The organism is Labrenzia sp. 5N (genome assembly GCF_012395805.1).
Taxonomy (GTDB): Bacteria; Pseudomonadota; Alphaproteobacteria; order Rhizobiales; family Stappiaceae; genus Roseibium; species Roseibium algicola.
The window spans coordinates 345381-365778 of the sequence record NZ_JAAZTM010000016.1 but is presented as its reverse complement, the minus strand read 5'-3'; the positions used below and the strand labels follow the sequence as shown (position 1 = coordinate 365778).

Sequence of the window (20398 nt, the reverse complement as noted above, 5' to 3'; positions counted from 1 at the left end):
AACGCCTTTGTAAAAAGTGGCACGGCTCTCGCATTGCGCATTTCGAATATATGTATCCCGGCAGCAAAGCCGGAAACACGATGGCGGGCCAGATCAGTAATGCAAAAAATTGGTGAAATGATCTGCGGAGGGTTCAAGCGGCTGGCACTTCTGGGTGCTGCCGCCGCCGTTGCTGCAACAACCTTGCTGGCACCGGTACACGCCGCCTCCCGTATCAAGGATATTGCCGATTTCGAAGGCATTCGCGAAAACCAGCTCATTGGCTACGGCCTCGTGGTCGGCCTGAATGGCACCGGCGACTCGCTCAACAATTCGCCTTTCACGCAGCAGAGCCTGCAGGCCATGCTGGAACGTCTCGGCGTCAACACCCGCAACATCGACCTGAATACCAACACCGTCGCGGCCGTCATGGTGACTGCCAACCTGCCGCCCTTCTCCACACAGGGTACCCGGATCGACGTCAACGTCAGCGCCCTCGGCGATTCAGAATCGCTCCAGGGCGGCACGCTTCTGGTCACACCGCTGGTCGGTGCCGATGGTGAAGTCTACGCTATCGCCCAAGGCTCGATCGCGATCGGCGGCTTTTCGGCACAGGCGGATGCCGCGTCGGTTGTTCGCGGTGTTCCCACCGCCGGACGGATCGCCAACGGCGGCCTTGTTGAACGCGAACTGGAATTCAAGCTGGCTTCGCTGACCACGCTTCGTCTCGCCCTGCGCAATCCGGATCTGACCACCGCGCGGCGCATCGCGCTCTCCGTCAACGAACTGATCGGCATGCCGACAGCCGAACCGCTTGATCCGGCAACCGTACGCATCGACCTGCCGCAGCAATATGATGGCAACATCGTCGATCTTCTCACGGACATCGAGCAGCTGATCGTCGAACCGGATCTGGCAGCCCGCATCGTCATCGACGAGAACTCCGGCATCATCGTCATGGGACAGGACGTGAAGGTTTCCATGGTCGCCGTTGCCCAGGGCAACCTGACCGTGACGATTGCTGAATCTCCGCAGGTCTCACAGCCGCTGCCTTTCGCAAACGGCCAGACCGCCGTGGTGCCGCGTTCCGACGTCACCGTGGATGAGGAAGGTTCCAAACTCGCCATCGTTCCACAAACCGTCACGCTGAAGCAGCTTGTTGATGGTTTGAACGCTCTCGGGATCGGTCCACGCGACATGATCTCGATCCTGCAGGCCATCAAGGCCGCAGGTGCCCTCCAGGCCGATATCGAGGTGCTGTGATGGCCGAGCTTGTTTCACCGACATCCTTTCAACAAAGCCCGCTGGACACGCTGCGCGGCGTCGACCGGACCAACAAGACGCGGGTTCGCGAGGCCGCCGAAGAGTTTGAGGCCGTTTTCCTGAACACCATGCTCCAGAACATGTTCACCGGCCTTGAAAACGGTGGCACCTGGGGCAAAGGCCACGGGGCGGATGCCTGGCAGAGCCTTCTGGTCGACGAATATGCACGCAACATCGCCCAAACAGGCGGCATCGGCCTTGCCGACAGCGTGGAACGTGAACTGCTCGCATTGCAGGAGGGGTCAAGATGACCGCACAACCCAACGCATCCACCTTTCCATTTTCCCTTGAGCGGCCTACCAGCCAGCAGGAAGCCGAGCAGTTCTGCTCTGCCTTGTCCGGCACCATGGAAGCCCTCCTGTCCGTGATCGAAATGGAAACCGATCTGGTCAGGGCCGGTAAACTCCGGGAAGCTGGCGAGCTGCAGCCCGACAAGGCCCGGCTGATCCACGAATACACCCGCGGCATGATGACAGCGAAGGAACACGCGGTCGCCCTGGGCAATCTTTCCCCGGCATCCACCCAGTCGCTGCGTCGCCAGCACAGCGAATTCCAGCCGGTTCTGCGCATCAACCTGGCGGTGCTTTCAACGGCAAGAGACGTTGCCAATAACATCGTTGCAACCGTCGCGAAGGTCGCCGGCGCCAAGAATGCCAATGCACCGACCACCTACGGACGAAACGGTTCTGCGCCAACCGGACCGCAATCCGCTCGGGGCATCGCTGTCAATCAGTCGCTCTGAGGATTGCTGACAGCTAGCAAGAACCACGCCGGGTATCCTGTAACGATGAAAAGCTCCCCGCCGGGAGCTTTTCGTGTATTTATCCCCCTCGCGAAACCTGCCCAGAGGTTTCCCCAAACGGCAGGACGGGACTGCGAGAGCGAATCAGGAACAGGCGCAACCGGATAGATCGCAATCCTTAAAAGTCTAATCATTCCGTTAACAGACGATTCATTCCCTTACGTTATCTTTCCAGATTGATCGGGTAAAAGTTGTTAGTCACCCGGAGGAAAAGATGTTGGACACGGGATTGGCCCGGCCGCCATCGCCGACATATACGGCGATTACGCCGGTAGCGCGGGCTCCGGAGCGCAATGCTCCTTCAGTTGAGACGGACCTTCCGGTCGAAGAGACCGTAAGACCATCCACCGAGACGCAAAACGCACAGCGCAGTGCGAACAACGAGCGCGACCAGCGTTCGTTTGGCGAACGGTTTTCTTCCACGGTTGAACGCCAGAACATCATCGACCCGGAATATGATGCCCTGGTCTATGTTGCGACCAACACCGAAACCGGTCAGGTCGTCCGGCAGATACCTGCAGAGACATTGCTTCGTCTGCGGGCGTACAACGAGTCGATAGAAACCCGGCAAACCCAGCCTCAGGCAGAACCGGTTCAACGCGTTATCTGATCAGGCGCAGCCATCCTCATACCTTGCCCGTTTCCCGACGGCGCCTGGCTTTGCTGTGACCTTGGTAATCCCCTGTCTACTCGACTTTCCCCAATCCCCTCCCGCAGGTTTGCTGCCCTCCTCCAGCGACGCCTTCAGCTTCGCCCCCACACGGTCTTTGAACTGATCGCTTGCAGCCTCCTCACGCCCCCCTGACGCTTGCTCTATAAAGCTGCTGGCAAACCCCGCGTGCAATCGGCCCGGCGCGTCTTGCCGGCGCATCTGTCTATCGTCCTCGATTTCGGCACCTTCACCTGCCTCGTTCCGCACACGAGTTAACAAATCCGTCAGGTTTCAGACAAGTCGACCGCCCTTAGGGGAAATTTGCGCTGCCCGAGCACCTGGCAAGAGGCATTCTTCAAGCTTTCGCTGGTCCCCGTTAAGATCTTTACTCAGCTAAAATTTATCTTTCAAAACAATATACTCAACTTTTTCTGGCAATGATTTTAGTTGCTCGGCTTAGGGGGCTGTTAAGGTTAATTTACGCTAACCATCTTTGTTTAGAACTTCTTACAAGAAAGCGCCGATAGATGTCCCTCGGACCCAGGAAGGGTCCTCGTATCTTGTACTCCTAGAAAGGACACAAAATGGCCGACATTACTCTGTCGAGCGCGGTTCGCGCGAACCTCAACACCCTTCAGTCCACCGCACAGTTCATGTCGGACGTCCAGAACAAACTGGCGACCGGTAAAAAAGTGAACTCCGCTCTGGACAATCCGAACAGCTTCTTCACGGCTTCCGGCCTGACCTCCCGTGCAAACGACCTGTCCACTCTTCTGGACGACATGGGCCAGTCCACGCAGACCCTGAAGGCAGCCGACCAGGGTATTTCGAGCATCACCAAGCTCGTTGAATCTGCAAAAGCAAAGGCCAACCAGGCCCTGCAGACCCAGAGCCAGTACGAGCGCAAGCAGTTTGCTGCTCAGTACAACGACCTGCTGACGCAGATCGAAGACCTGGCGAAGGACTCCGGTTATAAAGGCAAGAACCTGCTCGCAGGTGAAGGCAACGACCTGAGAACCATCTTCAACGAAGACTCCACTTCGAAGCTCGACATTGAAGCTGTTGACTACACCGACACCGCACTGTCCACCGGTCTGAACCTTTCCGACCTCGCAGAAGGCGAAGGCGCTTCCGCATCCCTGCAGCTGCAGGGCGGCAAGACCGTCATCACCCTGCAGGATTCTGGCGGTTCTGCCCTGAACACTTCCTCCACCCTGTCGGACTCCACTCTGATCTCCACGACCCAGAGCCTGTCCTTCGTCGACGACACTGCCACCAACCCGGCCGTGCTCTCCGGTGGTGTTTCCTCGACGGCTTCCGTTCAGGATCTGGTTGATGGCCTCAACGCCATTGCCGGTGTTCGTGCAGAATTCGACAACGGCACGGGCGAACTGACCATCTACTCCGATGAAGACTTCTACATCGGTGGTAACGGTTCTGCGACCACGAGCTTTGCAGGCACCCTCGTCGACGCGACTGCGTTCTCCTCGACCACGGATGCTCTGATCAACTCCGGTTCCTTCTCTGTTGGCGACACTCTGACGCTGACGGACGGCAACGGCTACGAGCTCGGCTCCTTCGAAGTTGAAGACGACAGCACGGTTGATGATCTGGAAAACTTCATCAACGACTTCAACGGCGTCTCCGCTGACTTCGACACTGGCTCTGGCCGCATCACCATCACTTCGGAAACCGACTTGTCGCTGACCAGTGACAACGACGACTTTGCAAGCTCCGGCTTCACCGCAAACACCACCGGTATCGGCATCTCGGCGATCTCCGACAGTGGCTTTGCGACGGATACGGACATCAACCGTACTGTTGACCGGTTGAATACTGCACTGTCGAACCTGAGAACGCAGGCTTCCTCCTTCGGTACCAACCTCTCCATCGTTGAAAACCGTCAGGACTTCACCAAGAACCTGATCAACACGCTGGAAGAAGGTGCTGGCAAGCTGACGCTGGCCGACACCAACGAAGAAGGTGCAAACCTGCTGGCCCTGCAGACTCGCCAGAGCCTGGCTTCTACCTCGCTGTCCTTCGCAGCACAGGCAGACCAGAACGTTCTGCGTCTCTTCTAAGCCAGACATTTCGGTTAGAACGACATTGGAAAGCGGGCCACGGCCCGCTTTTCTTGTTTCCGGATCCTCAAGCGCGTTTCCCGATCCAGCCGTTCGCGCCCGCGGAAAACTTTAAGCGCATCTATATTCGGCCCCACTCCCCAAGCTCACTCCCAAGACACGCCCCCAGCCCGAATCCTCCCCTCTTCACGAACATCGGTTTCAAAGCCTTGCCTGATCCCAATCGTTAAGATTCTGGCTCAGGTGGATATAAACGCAGCTCGCAGCCTGCGCCCATTCATTCAAATTGCCATGGCTGCTCGGGCCCTCTCTCGACGCCAGCGCAAACATGCAAGGCCGGCACCGGCTCCCATGACGCCTCGCATTGAATTTTTTTGAGAACGCTTGTCCCGCCAGAACCCGACGAGGACAAAACCCGCCGGACTCCGGGCTTTGCATGCCTATCGCCGTAACCTGGCACCCTGCCCTCGCAGTAAAGACACTGGCACTTTTTGGAACCCTGCCTCGGCACTTGAAGGCAATCGTCCTGACAGTTCAGACAGGGCGCAAAACGGCGTTAACCTCCTGATAACCCTATTTTTCAAGCGTTTAACCATTGATTAAGGTTAACGCTCGATGATCGGTCCCAACCTGCTCAGGAAGAGCAGTTGAAATTTGACCCAGGAAAGGGATAATTCGATGCGTGACATTACGCTGTCAGCCGCCGTGCGGCAAAACCTCCTCACACTTCAATCCACTGCAGACCTGATGTCGGGCGTCCAGAACAAGCTGGCAACCGGCATGAAGGTGAACTCCGCGCTGGACAATCCGAACAGCTTCTTCACGGCATCCGGACTGAACTCCCGCGCAGGCGATCTCAGCACCCTGCTGGACGATATGGGCCAGTCCCTGCAGACCATCAAAGCCGCGGACAAAGGCATTCAGACCATCACGGATCTGGTTGAAACCGCGAAGGCGAAGGCCAACCAGGCCCTGCAGACACAGAGCCAGTACGAGCGTAAAACCTACGCAGCACAGTACAACGCCCTGCTGGAACAGATCGAAGACGTCGCCAAGGACAGCTCGTACAAAGGCAAGAACCTGCTTGCAGGTGACGGCAACGACCTGACCACCATCTTCAACGAAGATGCGACCTCCAAGCTGACAATTGAAGCGGTCGACTACACCGACACCGCACTGTCCACCGGTCTGAACCTTTCCGACCTGGCAGAAGGCGAAGGTGCAACCTCTTCCCTGCAGCTGCAGGGCGGCAAGACCGTCATCACCCTGCAGGATGCAGGCGGTTCTGCCCTGAACACTTCCTCCACCCTGTCGGACTCCACTCTGATCTCCACGACCCAGAGCCTGTCCTTCGTCGACGACACTGCCACCAACCCGGCCGTGCTCTCCGGTGGCGTTTCCTCGACGGCTTCCGTTCAGGATCTGGTTGATGGCCTCAACGCCATTGCCGGTGTTCGTGCAGAATTCGACAACGGCACGGGCGAACTGACCATCTACTCCGATGAAGACTTCTACATCGGTGGTAACGGCTCTGCGACCACGAGCTTTGCAGGCACCCTCGTCGACGCGACTGCGTTCTCTTCGACCACGGATGCCCTGATCGACTCCGGTTCCTTTGCGGTTGGCGATACTCTGACGCTGACGGACGGTAACGGCTACGAGCTCGGCACCTTCGAAGTTGAAGCAGACAGCACCGTTGATGACCTGGAAAACTTCATCAACGACTTCAACGGCGTCTCGGCCAAGTTCGATGACGGCTCCGGTCGTATCACCATCACGTCGGAAACCGACCTGTCGCTGACCAGTGACAACACGGACTTCAACAGCTCCGGCTTTACCGCGGACACGGATGGCATCGTGATCGAAGCGATCTCCGACAGTGGGTTCGCAACGGATACGAACATCAACCGCGTCATAGACCGGTTGAACACCAGTCTGTCAAACCTGCGGTCCCAGGCTTCCGAATTCGGTACCAACCTCTCGACTGTTGAGATCCGGCAAGACTTCACGAAGACCTTGATCAATACTCTGCAGGAAGGTGCAGGTCTTTTGACCCTGGCCGACACCAACGAGGAAGGTGCAAACCTGCTGGCCCTTCAGACCCGTCAGCAGCTTGCTTCCACCTCTCTGTCCTTCGCCTCCCAGGCGGACCAGACCGTGCTATCCCTCTTCTAATTCAAAGAGAATCAGTCGGACGCACGACTCACAGACAAGCATCAGAAACGGCGGGCCACTGGTCCGCCGTTTTCGTTTACGCCGTGAATTACTGTCTGAACCCGAAATTTTTTATCATTGAGAATCAACATCTTAAAAGAAACCTTTTGGTAACTTTTATTTACGGGACGTTAATACGTGCATCAGTGATTAACTTTCCATTTAGATTTACGGCAAAGGTGCATGCTCGACTTGGATTACCCGCATGTTGCCTTTGGCGAGACCTGAATAGGGAAAGCGGTGAAGTCTGATGCCTGATATTGTTCTCTCCAGTGCTGTCCGGGACAATCTCCTGTCGCTGAAACAGACGGCGGATTTGCAGTCGATCACGCAAACGCGCCTGGCAACGGGCCTGAAGGTCAACACGGCGCTCGACAATCCGAACTCCTATTTCACGGCACAATCCCTGAACGACCGCGCGAGTGATCTGTCCAACCTCTTGGACAACATGGGCCAGGCGGTTCAGACGATCCGGGCAGCGGACAAGGGCATCACGTCGATTACCAAACTGGTGGAATCGGCCAAGGCCATCGCGAACCAGGCCTTGCAGACCTCCAGTGAATACGAACGCAAGCTGTTCACCAGCCAGTACAACGATCTGCTCGAGCAGATCGAGGATATGGCACGGGACTCCAGCTACAAGGGCAAAAACCTTCTTGCCGGTGCCGGCAACGAGCTGGAAGTTATCTTCAACGAGGACAGCACCTCGAATCTGACCGTTAATCCGGTAGATTTTACAGACACTTCACTAGATGATGGTCTCAATCTGGATGACCTGGATGCCGGTGGCACCGGTACGTCGTCCTTCAACCTCTTCAGCGGCACCACCTCCATTTCCCTGTCGGGCCTGCAGGCGTCCTCGAATCTGACGGACCTCGCCGACTGGGCAACCGGCAACGTTGTCAGCATCACGGATTCCTCCGGCACCACCAACCTGACGGTCGGTACCGACATCACCACGGTGCAGGACTACGTGGACGCATTGAACGATCTGAACGGCGTTCACGCCACTTTTGACGAAGCCACGGACTCCATCACCATCACGTCCGGTCTCGACAACGCTCTCTATATCTCCAAGGACAACACCGGCGGTGGCGCAGCGACGGACGGTGGCGACACCGGCGGCACAACGACCACGATGACGGTGTCTCCTCTCAGTTCCACGGCAACGCTGGTCTCCTCCGGCGGCTTCCAGGCCGGCGACACGATCACGATCACCGACGGCAACGGCTTCGAGCCGGCCTCTCTGGAGATCGACGAAGAAACCACGGTCAGCGATCTCGTGACCTTCATCAACAACGTAAAGGGCCTGGATGCCACCTTCTCGGGCGGCAGCATCAGCCTTATCGGCGAAGTCTCTTTCGACATTTCCAGCAGCAACAGCGACTTCAACCGAACGACGCTCGGATCGACGACAGGAATCGTGTCACTGACGGCAGCGCCGTCCGAATTCAAGTCGGATACGGATATCGATCGAACGCTTCAGGCCATCAACGCGGCGCTCGACGAGCTTCGCAATGCGGCCCGGTCGATGGGTACGGCTCTTTCGACTGTGGAAATCCGGACCGATTTCACCCAAAATCTGATCAACACGCTGGAGGTTGGCGCTGGCCACCTAACTATTGCGGACATGAACGAAGAAGGTGCTAACATGCTGGCGCTGCAAACCCGTCAGCAGCTTTCTTCGACTGCTCTGTCTCTGGCCAACCAGGCAGATCAGAGCGTCTTGAGCCTGTTCGGTTAACACCGGCGGCAGTTATCATTAAGGTATCGGGGGCAAATCGTTAACGATTTCGTTAACGTTTCACAGCGATACTTCTGCGTGGAGGTCACGGAATGGCGCTCAAGGTCGAGCTGAAACCGGGCGAGCGAATTATCATTGGGGAAAGCGTTATCACCAATGACAATCAACGCACTCGCCTCTTTATCGAAGGCCAGGCTCCCATTCTGCGAGAAAAGGATATTCTCACGCCGGCCACTGCGGATACACCAGCCAAACGGGTCTACCTGGCCGTTCAGCTGATGTATCTGTCAACTGACTTGGAGAAGATACAGGAGAGTTACTTCAGCCTCGTCAATGACATAGTGAAAGCCGCGCCGAGTACGATCCCTTTTGTCACCAGGATTAGTAACGCCATACTAACCGGCGCCTTCTATAAAGCACTGAAAGAAGCACGTAAGCTCATCGAGTACGAAGGGACGCTGATCAGTCATGTACAAACAGGCAGCGCAGGCTTACCAGAAAACAAGCCAGGTGGCGATGTCACCGAGGGAGCTGGAAGCGAATCTGCTGATGAAGGCCGCAGCCCGGCTTCAGTTGATCAAGGATGAATGGGCAAATTCCTCGCTTGCGGAAAAAGATGACGCCCTGGTGTACAATCGCAAGCTCTGGACAATTCTCGTGACGTCCGCGACCAGTCCTGAAAGCGAACTGCCTCAGGACATCAAGAACAACATCGCCTCGCTGGGCGTGTTCGTGTTCAAGCAGACCATGACAGTCATGACGACTGACGACGAAAACAAGCTCGATACCCTCATCAGCATCAATCGTTCGATTGCCGAGGGTCTGAGGTCCTGATCCCGGTGCGGCCGGTTCGAGAACAGCCTCGGAAAACACGATAGAAGATCAAGAAAGGCCGCCAGGGTAACCTCGGCGGCCTTTCTCTTGACTGCAACGTTCACCTGCCCTCCTCCAGCGGAAACGGAGGAAGCCTCCACCGGAGATCAGCGGGTCCTCAAGCTGCGGGCAGGATTTGCAGCCATGAGATATTCAGCACCGGCCCAGTGCGAGCCCGGCAATCCATTCAGAACCTCCGCGTTGGCCGGGCTTTGAAAGCCCAGCCTTCCGGAAGCCGGCCCTCACGGGACTACAGATTGCCGGCACTCATTTCCCGGGCGATATGATCGGCCTGACGGATGGCTAGTGCCACGATCGTCAGGGTCGGGTTTTCGGCAGCGCCCGTGGTGAACTGGGACCCGTCCGACACGAACAGATTGGCAATGTCGTGGGTTTGCCCCCAGCGGTTGACCACCCCGTCCCGCGGATTTTCCGACATCCGGTTGGTGCCCAGATTGTGGGTAGACGGGTAAGGCGGCGTCGGGAAGGTCCGGGTCGCCCCGACGGCATCGTAGATGGCCATCCCCTGCTTGTAGGCATGATTGCGCATTGCGACGTCGTTGGGATGATCATCGAAATGGACATTCGCAACCGGCAGGCCAAAGCTGTCCTTCACATCATGATTGAGCGTGACCCGGTTGGTTTCCTGGGGCATGTCCTCACCGACGATCCACATGCCTGCCATGTTCTCGTAACCGTCGAGCGCACTTGTGAATTCCCGGCCCCACGCTCCCGGATCAAGGAACGCCGCCATGAACGGCAGTCCAAGAGCCAGGGTTTCAAGTTCATATCCGCCGACGAAGCCGCGGGACGGGTCGTGACGGGCTTCGTCCTGAATGATCCCCGCCATCGTTGTTCCACGCCACATCTTCACCGGCTGGTCGAAAATGGCATAGACCGAGCCTGTGGTATGGCGCATGTAATTGCGACCGACCTGGCCGGAGCTGTTGGCAAGACCGTCCGGGAACATGGAAGACGCTGAATTCAGCAACAGCCTCGGGCTTTCGAAGGAATTGCCGGCAACGCAGACGACACGGGCTTTCTGAAGCTGCAGATTGCCGTCCTTGTCGAAATATTCGACCCCGGTCACCTTGCCTGCATCGTCGTGCAGGATTCGTGCGACATGGGCCTGGTCGCGAACTTCCAGATTTCCGGTTGCCTCGCCCCGCGGAATATCCGTGTAGGCGGCGGACCACTTCGCTCCCCATTTGCAGCCCTGAAAACAGAAACCGGTCTGCTGGCAGGCGATACGCTCGTCGTAGTCGGCCGAGTTGATGGCCATCCGGCCTGTATGGACTTCCTTGTAGCCGAGCGCCTTGGCGCCCTTTTCGAACACCAGGTAGTTGTTGTTGCCCGGCAGTCCGGCCCGCCCCCCTGTGCGCGTCACGCCCAGCTTTGTTTCGGCAAGCGTGTACCAGGGATCCATTTCCTCCGCATCCAGCGGCCAATCGAGCAGATTGGCTCCCTGGACGTTGCCGTAGGACGTTTTTGCCTTCCATTCATGTGGCTGGAAGCGGATCGACGCCCCGGCCCAGTGAACGGTGGTCCCCCCGACGGCCTTGACGATCCAGGCCGGCAGGCCGGAAAAGTCCTTTGCAACCCGCCAGTCGCCCGACGTGGTTCTGGGGTCGACCCAGGCAAGCTGCCCGAAGCTTTCCCACTCGTCGTTGACATAATCATCCGGAAGATAGCGTCCGCCCGCCTCCAGAGCCACGACACTTACGCCCTTCTGCGCCAGCTCGTTGGCAAGCACACCGCCACCGGCGCCCGTTCCGATCACGACGACAACCGTGTCGTCATTCAGGTCAAATGGTGCAGCCATGGTTTCCTCCCTAAGGCTCAAAGCCAGTTGATGTCGTTGAAGCCCCGGTCGATGTAGCCGCCCAGTTCGTAGGAAGCTCCCTCGTAGCCAAACAGCGGCCAGACTGCTTTCTGATTGTAGAGACCCGTTACCAGTCCGCCCCTGACCCTTTGAAAGAACGGGCTGTCCTCCATGGACCGCAGCAGGTCCGCCCTGTCACGCTCCCAGCCGATCGCAAGATAGGAAGTATGCCCTCTCCCCTGGGCTGCTCCGTTCAGGGCCTCGATACCGGCCTCGATATCCTCGGCGTGGTCGGGCGTGTCATATCCCTTGACGGCAATGACATAGTATTCGTCGCCGACATGGTCGTGCGGGTAGATGTCCCGCGCCATCTGCACCAGCGTCGCGAAACTGTCCGGCTTGAGTGCCGTCAGCTCCGTCGCCCAGGCGCCGTCCCTTGCTGCCAGAAATCCGGTCCCAGTGACGAAGGCAGCGCCTGCCGCCGTCGCCCGGGCCAGAAGCTGTCGTCTGGTCAGACCTCTCGGACTGTTTTCGGTTTTCATGCTCTCCTCCCGTTCAATTCATTCGTATCGACCGCCGCGCTGAAGCACCTCGATCTGATAGCCATCGGGATCCGCAACGAAGAAGAAGCGCGCTATGACGTCTCCCGCCGGTGCGAAATCGACCAGTTTTCTTGGATTGAGACCTGCTGCTTCGAAGCGTGCGTGTTCGCTGTCGAGGTCATCGACACTGAACGCCAGATGCCCATAGCCGTCGCCCAGGTCATAGGGCTCTGTCCGCCCCTTGTTGACGGTCAGCTCCAGCTCGAAGCCGGAGTCGCTGTTGCGCAGGTAGATCAGGGTAAAATCGGGAAAATCCAGACGATCCGCTACGGTCAGCCCGAATGCTTTTTCATAAAAGGAAAGAGACCTGTGCTCTTCCAGAACACGGATCATAGAATGTATTGCTTTCGCCACGCGTTACTCCGCTCTGCTTGTATTTGCATGACGGAAGCGTAGCGCGTGGCAACTATCGCTCGGGTAGTATGCTTATACTGCGAGCGGTAAAACTTGCGCTGCAGCGCAAAATGTCATTCAGCGGCAATCGAAGCCGCATGCTGGTTCGACGAAATCTCGAGGAACTTCAGACAGGCGCAACGCAACAGCGATGTGAAATTCTTCGGTTCACCGCGCAGTTCGATCACTTCTGAATGCAGCGTCGAGATGAAATGCGGTGTCGTCACCCCTTCCGATGCAGCAATCTGATCCAGAATTGCCCAGAAGGAATTTTCCAGTCGGATGCTCGTGCTCTGTCCGTTGAGCCGCAACCGCCGGGTCTGGCTGGCATAGCGTTCCGGATCCTGTCCGGCAAATACGTGACACATCGGCTCTCCCTCCCATGGTGTCTATCTTTACGCGGTATGCCGCGATCTGTTTTTTGAAAAGGGATAATGAAAAGAACGCGCCGTTGCCAAAGGCCCCGGCGGCAAACCGGTTGGAACTGGACACCAGAAGATATCCGTCGGGAAGAAAGGCAACCAGAAGAGTGTTTCCCCAAAGGGGGAATATTTCAAGGCCTTTCCCGGCCCTGACCGGCAGTCCAGGCAGCAGGTAGCGAAGACCGCCCGGGGAAAAGCCGGAAGTTCCGTGCGATCCTAGAGGTAATCGGACAGGGTCAGGTTGAACACGATCGACGAGGCCCTGTAGGAAACCTCGATATTGGTCTGCAATTGCAGGATCTCGGCGGCGACCTGATCCTGGTCGATTCCCTCGATATCCGCGATCGTGCCTTCGTAGCTGCTCTTCATTTGCACGTGCCGGTCATCGGTCAGCGACACTGTCCGATGCGTGATGGCAATGTCCGTGGCAATATCGGTGATCCCGGACTGATCGACACCTGGCGGCTGCAAGGTCGTGCGCAGGTTGGTCGACAGGGTATTGTAATACTCTTCGTCGATCGTCGAGCCGCCCGAAAAATCCGCGGCAATGAAAGCCGCAAGCGACTGGACCAGTTCCTGCAGCGGTGTTTCATTGGCCCGGACGCCGTAGCTCACCGTCAAATTGCTGTCGATCACTGCGTTCTTGTCCGTGCGTGGATCGTCGGTGGCCGTGTTGCGGCCCGTATACCAGGCGACAGTCGTCGAGCCGCCACCGATCAGCGCGGTTGCGCTGTCGAAGGGAGGTCCGTCGACCCGCTGCGGCTCTTCCCCGCCGAACGTCCTGAAGAACTCTTCTGCCGCCCATTCGTCCGACACGGCGCGAAGGGTTGTCTGAGCCTGGTGCTCGATCTCCGCTTCCAGGGCATCGCGCAGGTTCTGCGCCGTTTCCTCAAGATCGGCGCCGATCGCGAAGGTTCCGTCTTCAGCCGTGCTGTTTGCTGCCGTCAGCTCGATGGAGATCGTCTCGCTGTGGTCAGGCGGCAGGGAGAATTCCACCGTGATGGTCTCGCCAAGTTCCGGCTGACCGGTGAACTGAACGTCGAAGCTGTCCGGATCGGTGCCCGAAGGCCCGGTGATCGCGACGTTGGTCAGGGTCGAGGCAACCGATGCTATGTCGAAACCGAAATCATGTGCACCATCTTCGGCAATGGTGAAGGTGGAATCCGTTGGCACGGGGCCAGCGTAGTTGGTTGTCAGCGCGGAGGTCGATGTGCGGCCATTGTTGCCGGCACCCAGATTTGCCTGGGAATACTCGCTCATGACTGTTTTCAGCCCGTCCCGGCCGTTCGCCCCTTCCAGAATGGCATCGATCTTGGCAACCGGATCCTGAACGGCATCCGTGCCGCCAAAGACGTAAAATCCGGCGACTTCCGTGTTCAGAATGTTGAGCGCTTCGTTCAACAGCAGTTTGGCGCGGGACTGGGTCTGCGTCTGCCCGTCGTCCTGCAGCACGAAATCGTTGGTATCGAGCGCGGATTTCGCATCCTGCCGGATATCCTCCAGACGCTCCAGCGACATGGTCGAGGTCTGCAGGTGCAAGTTGGCGATGGTGATGGTGTCCTGGTAGCTCTCTATCATGCTGACTTTCTGTGTCAGCTGAATGTCCAGAAGCCGGCGGTCGCCTACTTCGCCGTATGTGGTACCGACCTTGCCTCTGGCGAGCTGGGTTGTCTTGCTTGCCAGCAGATCGTTGAGCTCGCCGAGCTGGCGGGTCAGGTAAGTCCGGGAGGTGGTGATATTCGAAACAGCCATAACGCACCCAACCTTAAACGATGTTCAGGAGCTCTTCGAAGAGTTCCTTGATGGTCTGCATGACGCGGGCATTGGCCGCATAGGCGTTTTCCAGCTGAACCATGAAGGCCAGTTCGGCGTCGAGATCGACCGAGTAGCTCTGCTCGTAACGAATGGCGAGGTTCATGGTCAGCGCTTCCTTGGAATCCGCATATGTGGCTGCGTCTTCCGCCTGGTTGCCCTGAAACGCGACGGTCTGGTTGACAAAGCCCAGCAGCGTTCCCTGGAACGGTGTCGACGCGCTGCCGATACCCGAGCCCGGGTCATAGTGTTTCGTGCCGACGCTGAGGGCATCCGACAGGAACTGCGCACGCGCAGGATCGTTGGTCGTGTTCGGTGTCGGCGTGGTCTGATAGTTCACCAGAAGCGCGCTATCGGCCAGAAGATCCGGATTAACGCTGATTCCGGAGGCATAGCCGAGCCGCTGGCCGCCGCCTTCAAGCGCATCGGTGAAGAGGTCCGTTCCAGCCCGCTGGTCAACGAAGATCGCAAGGCCCAACCCCTGATCGGAATTCGCCGTCACGGTGACATTCGCACTCAGGCTTTCAACGCTGGTCGGCGCCGTGTTGTCGCCCAGAACCCGAAGGTTGTCCGACCCGTCATTGCTGACCAGAAGACCTGTACCGGCAAGTGCTGCGGTGATGTTGGTGATATAGGTTGCCGGAACACCGCTGGAAATGTCTATACCGAAGACCGTGTCGCCCGGATTTGCCGTAGCGGAGTTGTCCAGCGGCAGCAGTGCGGGATCGTCCACGGCCACAAGAGTGACTGACTGCGGATTGCCGCTGCTGTCGGTGTAATCCAGCGTGATCGTGTTGCCCGGTTGAAGCGCGGACACATCGAGATCGAAACCGCTGTCCAGACCGACGGTCGCAGCTGTGCTTTCAACATTCACATTGGAAAAGGCAAGTGACAGTTCGGCAGCAATCGTGTCGAGCTGTGTCTGCGCCTCGACCAGGATATCATCGCGCAATTCAGCAGTTGCCTGTATCGAACCAGATTTCGACGACGCGATGAGATCGAACTGGGTGCCGCCTGGCGTTCTCACCATCACCGAGTTGCCTGCCTGGCCCGGCTGCAGTAGATGCGTGGCATCGAAGGTCAGCGTCGATGCCTGGCCGTCTGCGTAAAGCTGGTCGCCGCTGGCGGTGCGGATGGAAATTGAATTGTTGTCGTTCTTGGTGACGTCGATATCGATATAACCGGACAACTGCTCAATCAGCCGGTCGCGCTCGTCTTCCATGTCGGCAGTCGAAACACCGGACTGGGTCGCGTTCTGGATCGCCTCGTCAATGTCTTCAATGCTTGAGAGCAGGCCATTCACGCTATCTGTCTGGGAAGCCAGTGCGTTGTCCGCTTCCTGGCGCAGGTCCGCAATCTGCTCATAGGATGAGTTGATTTCGCGCGCAAAAGCTTCGGCGGCTGACACCACATCCTTTTGAACGGCATAGTTGCCCGGATCATTTACCAGGCCGGCAAGTGCAGCTGAAAGATTGCCTGCAAGGGACGACAACGAACTCTTGTCGTCGATCGTGCCGAAAATATCGTCCAGACGGTCGGTAAAATCCGCAATCTGCCGGGAGTAGCTGGTGTCGGCGAGAGAGTTGAAATAGTCGGACTGGATCTGCTCGTTGACAATCCGGCGCACTTCCGTCGCATTCATTCCGGCGACGTTGCCGTTGCCGTCGAAATAGACATTCGCCGAAATTATTTTTTTCGAATAGCCGGCCGTATCCGCGTTCGCAATGTTGGACGCGGTGACGTCCAGCTGACGCTGATTGTAGGTGATTCCGAAAACCGCGGTATTCAGGGCACTTGTAAGACCCATGGCGGCTTCTCCTTCCTTATACGCGACCAGGCCAGATGGCCGGCGGGTCAGTGCCCCGCCGGCCTAGGCGGTGTTACCGGACCATATTCAGGGCATCGTCGAGCATTTCGTCTGCTGAGGTGACGATCCGCGAGTTTGCCGAATAGGCCTGCTGGGTGATGATCAGTTTGGAAAACTCGTCCGCGATATCGGCATTGGAGAGTTCCAGCTTCTTGGCCAGGATCTGCCCGCCTCCGGAAAGATCCGCGTCTCCCGATCCGGCCGTTGCCGCAAACGCGGCACCGTCAACGCGCTGCAGGTCCTGCTCGGCCTCGAACGTCGCAAGCGGGATCTGGTAAACCGGACGCTGCTGGTTGTTGGAATAGCTGGCAATGACACGGCCGGAAGCGTCTACAGCCACCCCGATCAGCTCACCTGCAGGATAGCCATCCGGATCCAGCGACACGGAGCTGGCCCTGCCGTCCTTGTCGGAATACTGGGTCAGGGAGCCGTCGGCAAAGGAGAACTCGACGTCCGTTGCCGTCGTGCCGCCGATGGTCAGCGACGAGATTGTAAAGCCGTCGCCCGTACCGTTCACTGCGGAACCGGCCATGGCACCGGCGGTCAGGGTCGTCATCTCGCCGGTATCGTCGAACTGGACGGTACCAACATCATACCAGGCATCGGTCGCATCGCCGCCAGTACCGATATACATCGACCAGGCGTCCTCAACGATGGGCGGGCCAGCATCGTAGTTCGCGGTCTTGGCATAACGGATTTCGACGTTCATCGCCGTACCGTTCTGATTATAGATCGTTGTGGATCCGCCGGAAATGGAGCTGTTCAGGAAGTCGGTTTCATCTGCAACGGCAACGTTACCGGCGCCGACCGAAGCGTTCAGGAGGGCAGTGGTTTCATCCGTGCCATCATAGTCGGTAGTCGCGGGAACTCGTGGCAGGTTGGCCTGGTAGTCCACAGTCGTGGTTGCGGATGCTGCCAGCGGCTGGTTCTCGATCTGGATTACGGCCGGGTTGTCGCCGATCGCATTTCCGGTGTTCGGGTCCAGCGGGAAGCCCTGCAGATAATAGCCGGAGCTGTTGATCAGATAACCTTCCTTGTCGCGCTCGAAGTCACCGGCGCGGGTGTAGTAGGTCTCATCTGCGAAGGTGGTCGAGCCGTCGACCACGTCGGACGCTTTGGTCACGACGAAATAGCCAGCGCCGTTGATGGCCATGTAGGTATCGACGTCGACCGACGTGATATCACCCTGCACGGTGTTGGTGGCGCGGGATGTGGCGAAGGTGGTTCCGGAAACCTGCTGGGCCTGCTTGGACCCACCCCCGGAAACCAGATCCGAAAAGGTCGTGTCGAGCCGTTTGTAACCGGTCGTCTGCGAGTTTGCGACGTTACCGGAAATATTCTCCAGAGCCGTAGCCTGCGCAGCCAGTCCGGAGACAGCCGAGTTGATAGCCCCATAAATACCCATTTGCGGTCCTCTTTATAGATCGGGCACTGCGACGCGGGCTTACGCCCATAATCGGCCTTCCTCCGCAAAGGCCGTGCCAGTTTGACGAGGACATAATTTATCGTTTTGTTTCATAAGCTTAGGAAATTTTCCTTTTCCAGAAGCGGAAAAAAGAACCCGGCAGGTCACGACCCGACAGGCAAAAACTTCCGCTCTGGCCGGTGGCAGATGTTCAAAATTGCCGTGCGCCGGCACTCCTGCCTTTTACGGGCTTGCACAGCCGCGCGCGGCCTGCCACCTTGCGGCCAACCTAGGAAAAACGGACGGCCAAATGCGCTTTGAAGGAACTGAAAGTTATATTGCCACGGAAGACCTGAGGGTCGCGGTCAACGCCGCAGTCGCCCTGGAGAGGCCGTTGCTGATCAAGGGTGAACCCGGCACCGGCAAGACCGTGCTCGCCGAACAGGTTGCAGTCGCCCTGAAAGCCCCGCTGATCGAATGGCATGTCAAATCCACCACCAAGGCTCAGCAGGGACTTTATGAATATGACGCCGTTTCGCGCTTGCGCGACAGCCAGCTCGGTGACGAGCGCGTCAAGGACATCAACAACTACATCCGCAAGGGCAAGCTCTGGGAAGCATTCGACGCTGAAGAGCGGCCGGTTCTGCTGATTGACGAAGTCGACAAGGCCGATATCGAGTTTCCGAACGATCTTCTCCTGGAACTCGACCGCATGGAGTTCCACGTCTACGAGACCGGTGAAACCGTCCGTGCAAAGCAGCGCCCGGTGGTCATCATCACATCAAACAACGAGAAGGACCTGCCCGACGCCTTCCTGCGCCGGTGCTTCTTCCATTTCATCAAGTTCCCCGATGCCGATACCATGGCGGAAATCGTTGAAGTGCATTTTCCCGGCATCAAGCAACGGCTCCTGTCGGAGGCGCTGCGCCTCTTCTATGATGTACGCGACGTCCCCGGACTGAAGAAGAAGCCCTCGACCTCGGAGCTGATCGACTGGATCAAACTGCTGCTGAACGAAGACATCGATCCTGAAACCCTTCGTCAACAAGATAGCTCCAAACTGATACCGCCGCTGCATGGCGCGCTGTTGAAGAACGAACAGGACGTGCACCTGTTCGAACGCCTGGCATTCATGGCGCGGCGGGAACGGTCCTGAAGATCCGGACCTGCCTCAACGTGAAAGCTGGTCGAGGCTGAGCGCCCGGGCGGCTGACCGGGCAAAACGCGATCTTCGGGTCGGGGTGACAAGGAGACTGACTTGGTGAAACAGGCCACCGCTCTTCTGGTGCTGGCGATGCTCACGCTGCCGATAGCGGCGAGCGGGCCTGTTATCGCACAAGTGCCTCCCGAAAAGGACGCAGGTTGGCAAAGCGATGTCGGCGGATTGCGCCATTTCACCGGCCTGCGCTGCCCCGACATGATCGGCGATTACTACCGCATCAAGGTGATGGAGGGTGATGCCGTCAGCCAGGCGGGATGCATCTACACCGGCCGCGACGGCATTACCGCTGTCCTGCGCAAGCACCTGCAGGGCACCGGCCGCCGCGAAGCGCTGACATTTTCCCGCAATTACAAGGCAGCCGGATTCGAACCGATCAAGCTGACGGGCGCTGCCGCCTCCGGCATCTCGTTCCGGACCCGCAACTGGACGCCGACAAGCCTGTGCGAAACGATGTGGTACTTTTCCGGTGCCACATCGGACTATACATTGTGGCTGTCCTACACGCTGCCGACTCAGGAAGTGGAGATCGGACCGGCGGTAACCGCCTTCACCATGGCGCTTGCCAACCAGAACTGACCGGCAGTCCGGCTTTTGACCCGCCGGCACACTTTCCACTTTCAAGGAACCAGGAAAGACAATGCGGCTCCTTTTGTTCAGACACGCCAAATCAGACTGGGGCGACGCGAACCTGGCCGACATCGACCGGCCTCTGAACAGCCGCGGCAAGACCGCCTCCGTCAAGATGGCCCGTTACATGAAGGAACAGGGCCTGCAGCCCAACCAGATCCTTTGCTCTACTGCACAGAGGACCCGGGAAACCCTGGCCCGCCTTCTGCCTACCCTCACACAGGAAACACAGATCCACCTGGTGTCTGACCTCTACCAGCAAAGCGAAGACGACTGTGTCGGGCTGATCCGCCGCTATGGTGGCCGGGCCCAGAACCTCATGGTCATTGGCCATAACCCGGCAACCGAAGATACGGCGTTGAGCCTCAGCGGCACGGCATCCAGCGACGCGATTGCAGACATTCAGGAAAAGTTTCCGACTGGCGCTCTTGCCGTGATCGATTTCGACATTGCCGACTGGTCGGAGCTGCAGCCGAAGACCGGCCATCTGGAACGTTTCGTCAAACCACGGGACCTGAAGGAAGACCTCGACTAGAGCATCAGCCGAGTCCCGGATTG

At 58.0% G+C, this 20398-nt stretch carries 19 protein-coding genes; 12 read left to right on the top strand and 7 right to left on the bottom strand.

Going from position 1 to position 20398, the window contains the following annotated elements; genetic code table 11:
• The first annotated feature begins 99 nt into the window (after positions 1 to 99).
• From HEP89_RS17535 to flaF, 9 genes are all read left to right on the top strand, one after another.
• The gene (locus HEP89_RS17535) at positions 100 to 1242 is read left to right on the top strand and encodes a flagellar basal body P-ring protein FlgI (protein WP_062488263.1); all 1143 of its coding nucleotides are present in this window, start codon (positions 100 to 102) and stop codon (positions 1240 to 1242) included.
• Positions 1242 to 1553 carry a rod-binding protein gene (locus HEP89_RS17530; RefSeq protein WP_023000700.1) on the top strand — a complete coding sequence of 104 codons (312 nt, stop codon included), beginning with the start codon at positions 1242 to 1244 and terminating at the stop codon, positions 1551 to 1553. The genes HEP89_RS17535 and HEP89_RS17530 overlap by 1 nt, the downstream gene beginning before the upstream one ends.
• Positions 1550 to 2044, top strand: a complete 495-nt coding sequence (locus HEP89_RS17525) for a hypothetical protein (RefSeq protein ID WP_023000699.1) — start codon at positions 1550 to 1552, stop codon at positions 2042 to 2044. The genes HEP89_RS17530 and HEP89_RS17525 overlap by 4 nt, the downstream gene beginning before the upstream one ends.
• A gap of 274 nt (positions 2045 to 2318) precedes the next feature.
• Positions 2319 to 2714 (top strand): hypothetical protein, encoded by a 396-nt coding sequence (locus tag HEP89_RS17520; protein ID WP_062488262.1) that lies wholly within the window; start codon positions 2319 to 2321, stop codon positions 2712 to 2714.
• A gap of 626 nt (positions 2715 to 3340) precedes the next feature.
• A complete protein-coding gene (locus tag HEP89_RS17515; RefSeq protein WP_077292439.1) occupies positions 3341 to 4837 on the top strand; it encodes a flagellin in 1497 nt (498 codons plus the stop codon).
• A 678-nt stretch (positions 4838 to 5515) separates the two neighbouring features.
• Entirely contained in the window at positions 5516 to 7012 is a 1497-nt protein-coding gene (locus HEP89_RS17510; protein ID WP_077292438.1) for a flagellin, read from the top strand.
• 289 nt (positions 7013 to 7301) lie between these two features.
• A complete protein-coding gene (locus HEP89_RS17505; RefSeq protein WP_062488259.1) occupies positions 7302 to 8795 on the top strand; it encodes a flagellin in 1494 nt (497 codons plus the stop codon).
• A 92-nt stretch (positions 8796 to 8887) separates the two neighbouring features.
• Positions 8888 to 9382 (top strand): flagellar biosynthesis repressor FlbT, encoded by a 495-nt coding sequence (gene flbT / locus HEP89_RS17500; RefSeq protein WP_006932693.1) that lies wholly within the window; start codon positions 8888 to 8890, stop codon positions 9380 to 9382.
• The gene (gene flaF, locus HEP89_RS17495; RefSeq protein WP_075284275.1) at positions 9264 to 9629 is read left to right on the top strand and encodes a flagellar biosynthesis regulator FlaF; all 366 of its coding nucleotides are present in this window, start codon (positions 9264 to 9266) and stop codon (positions 9627 to 9629) included. Before flbT ends, flaF begins: the two co-directional genes overlap by 119 nt.
• A gap of 289 nt (positions 9630 to 9918) precedes the next feature.
• Here flaF and HEP89_RS17490 read toward each other — a convergent pair whose 3' ends face one another.
• The 7 genes from HEP89_RS17490 to HEP89_RS17460 form a co-directional block, all read right to left on the bottom strand.
• On the bottom strand, positions 9919 to 11490 hold the full coding sequence (locus HEP89_RS17490; RefSeq protein ID WP_023000692.1) for a GMC family oxidoreductase: 1572 nt from the start codon (positions 11488 to 11490) through the stop codon (positions 9919 to 9921).
• 17 nt (positions 11491 to 11507) lie between these two features.
• Complete coding sequence (locus tag HEP89_RS17485; RefSeq protein WP_077292436.1) at positions 11508 to 12032, bottom strand: Twin-arginine translocation pathway signal; 525 nt, start codon at positions 12030 to 12032, stop codon at positions 11508 to 11510.
• 18 nt (positions 12033 to 12050) lie between these two features.
• Positions 12051 to 12446: a VOC family protein gene (locus HEP89_RS17480; protein ID WP_031269183.1), complete on the bottom strand. Its 396-nt coding sequence runs from the start codon at positions 12444 to 12446 to the stop codon at positions 12051 to 12053.
• A 113-nt stretch (positions 12447 to 12559) separates the two neighbouring features.
• The gene (locus HEP89_RS17475) at positions 12560 to 12853 is read right to left on the bottom strand and encodes a ribbon-helix-helix domain-containing protein (RefSeq protein WP_006932702.1); all 294 of its coding nucleotides are present in this window, start codon (positions 12851 to 12853) and stop codon (positions 12560 to 12562) included.
• 270 nt (positions 12854 to 13123) lie between these two features.
• Positions 13124 to 14659: a hypothetical protein gene (locus HEP89_RS17470; RefSeq protein WP_023000689.1), complete on the bottom strand. Its 1536-nt coding sequence runs from the start codon at positions 14657 to 14659 to the stop codon at positions 13124 to 13126.
• Positions 14660 to 14672: 13 nt separating this feature from the next.
• Positions 14673 to 16526, bottom strand: a complete 1854-nt coding sequence (flgK, locus tag HEP89_RS17465) for a flagellar hook-associated protein FlgK (protein WP_077292434.1) — start codon at positions 16524 to 16526, stop codon at positions 14673 to 14675.
• Between the two features lie 73 nt (positions 16527 to 16599).
• Entirely contained in the window at positions 16600 to 17991 is a 1392-nt protein-coding gene (locus HEP89_RS17460) for a flagellar hook-basal body complex protein (RefSeq protein ID WP_152506102.1), read from the bottom strand.
• A 310-nt stretch (positions 17992 to 18301) separates the two neighbouring features.
• On the opposite strand from HEP89_RS17460, the gene HEP89_RS17455 reads away from it, so the two are divergent.
• From HEP89_RS17455 to HEP89_RS17445, 3 genes are all read left to right on the top strand, one after another.
• Positions 18302 to 19147: a MoxR family ATPase gene (locus tag HEP89_RS17455; RefSeq protein ID WP_055656676.1), complete on the top strand. Its 846-nt coding sequence runs from the start codon at positions 18302 to 18304 to the stop codon at positions 19145 to 19147.
• 105 nt (positions 19148 to 19252) lie between these two features.
• Positions 19253 to 19789, top strand: a complete 537-nt coding sequence (locus tag HEP89_RS17450; RefSeq protein WP_208993496.1) for a hypothetical protein — start codon at positions 19253 to 19255, stop codon at positions 19787 to 19789.
• 61 nt (positions 19790 to 19850) lie between these two features.
• Positions 19851 to 20375, top strand: coding sequence for a histidine phosphatase family protein (locus HEP89_RS17445; RefSeq protein WP_168692614.1), 525 nt, complete (start codon positions 19851 to 19853; stop codon positions 20373 to 20375).
• Positions 20376 to 20398: the final 23 nt, after the last annotated feature.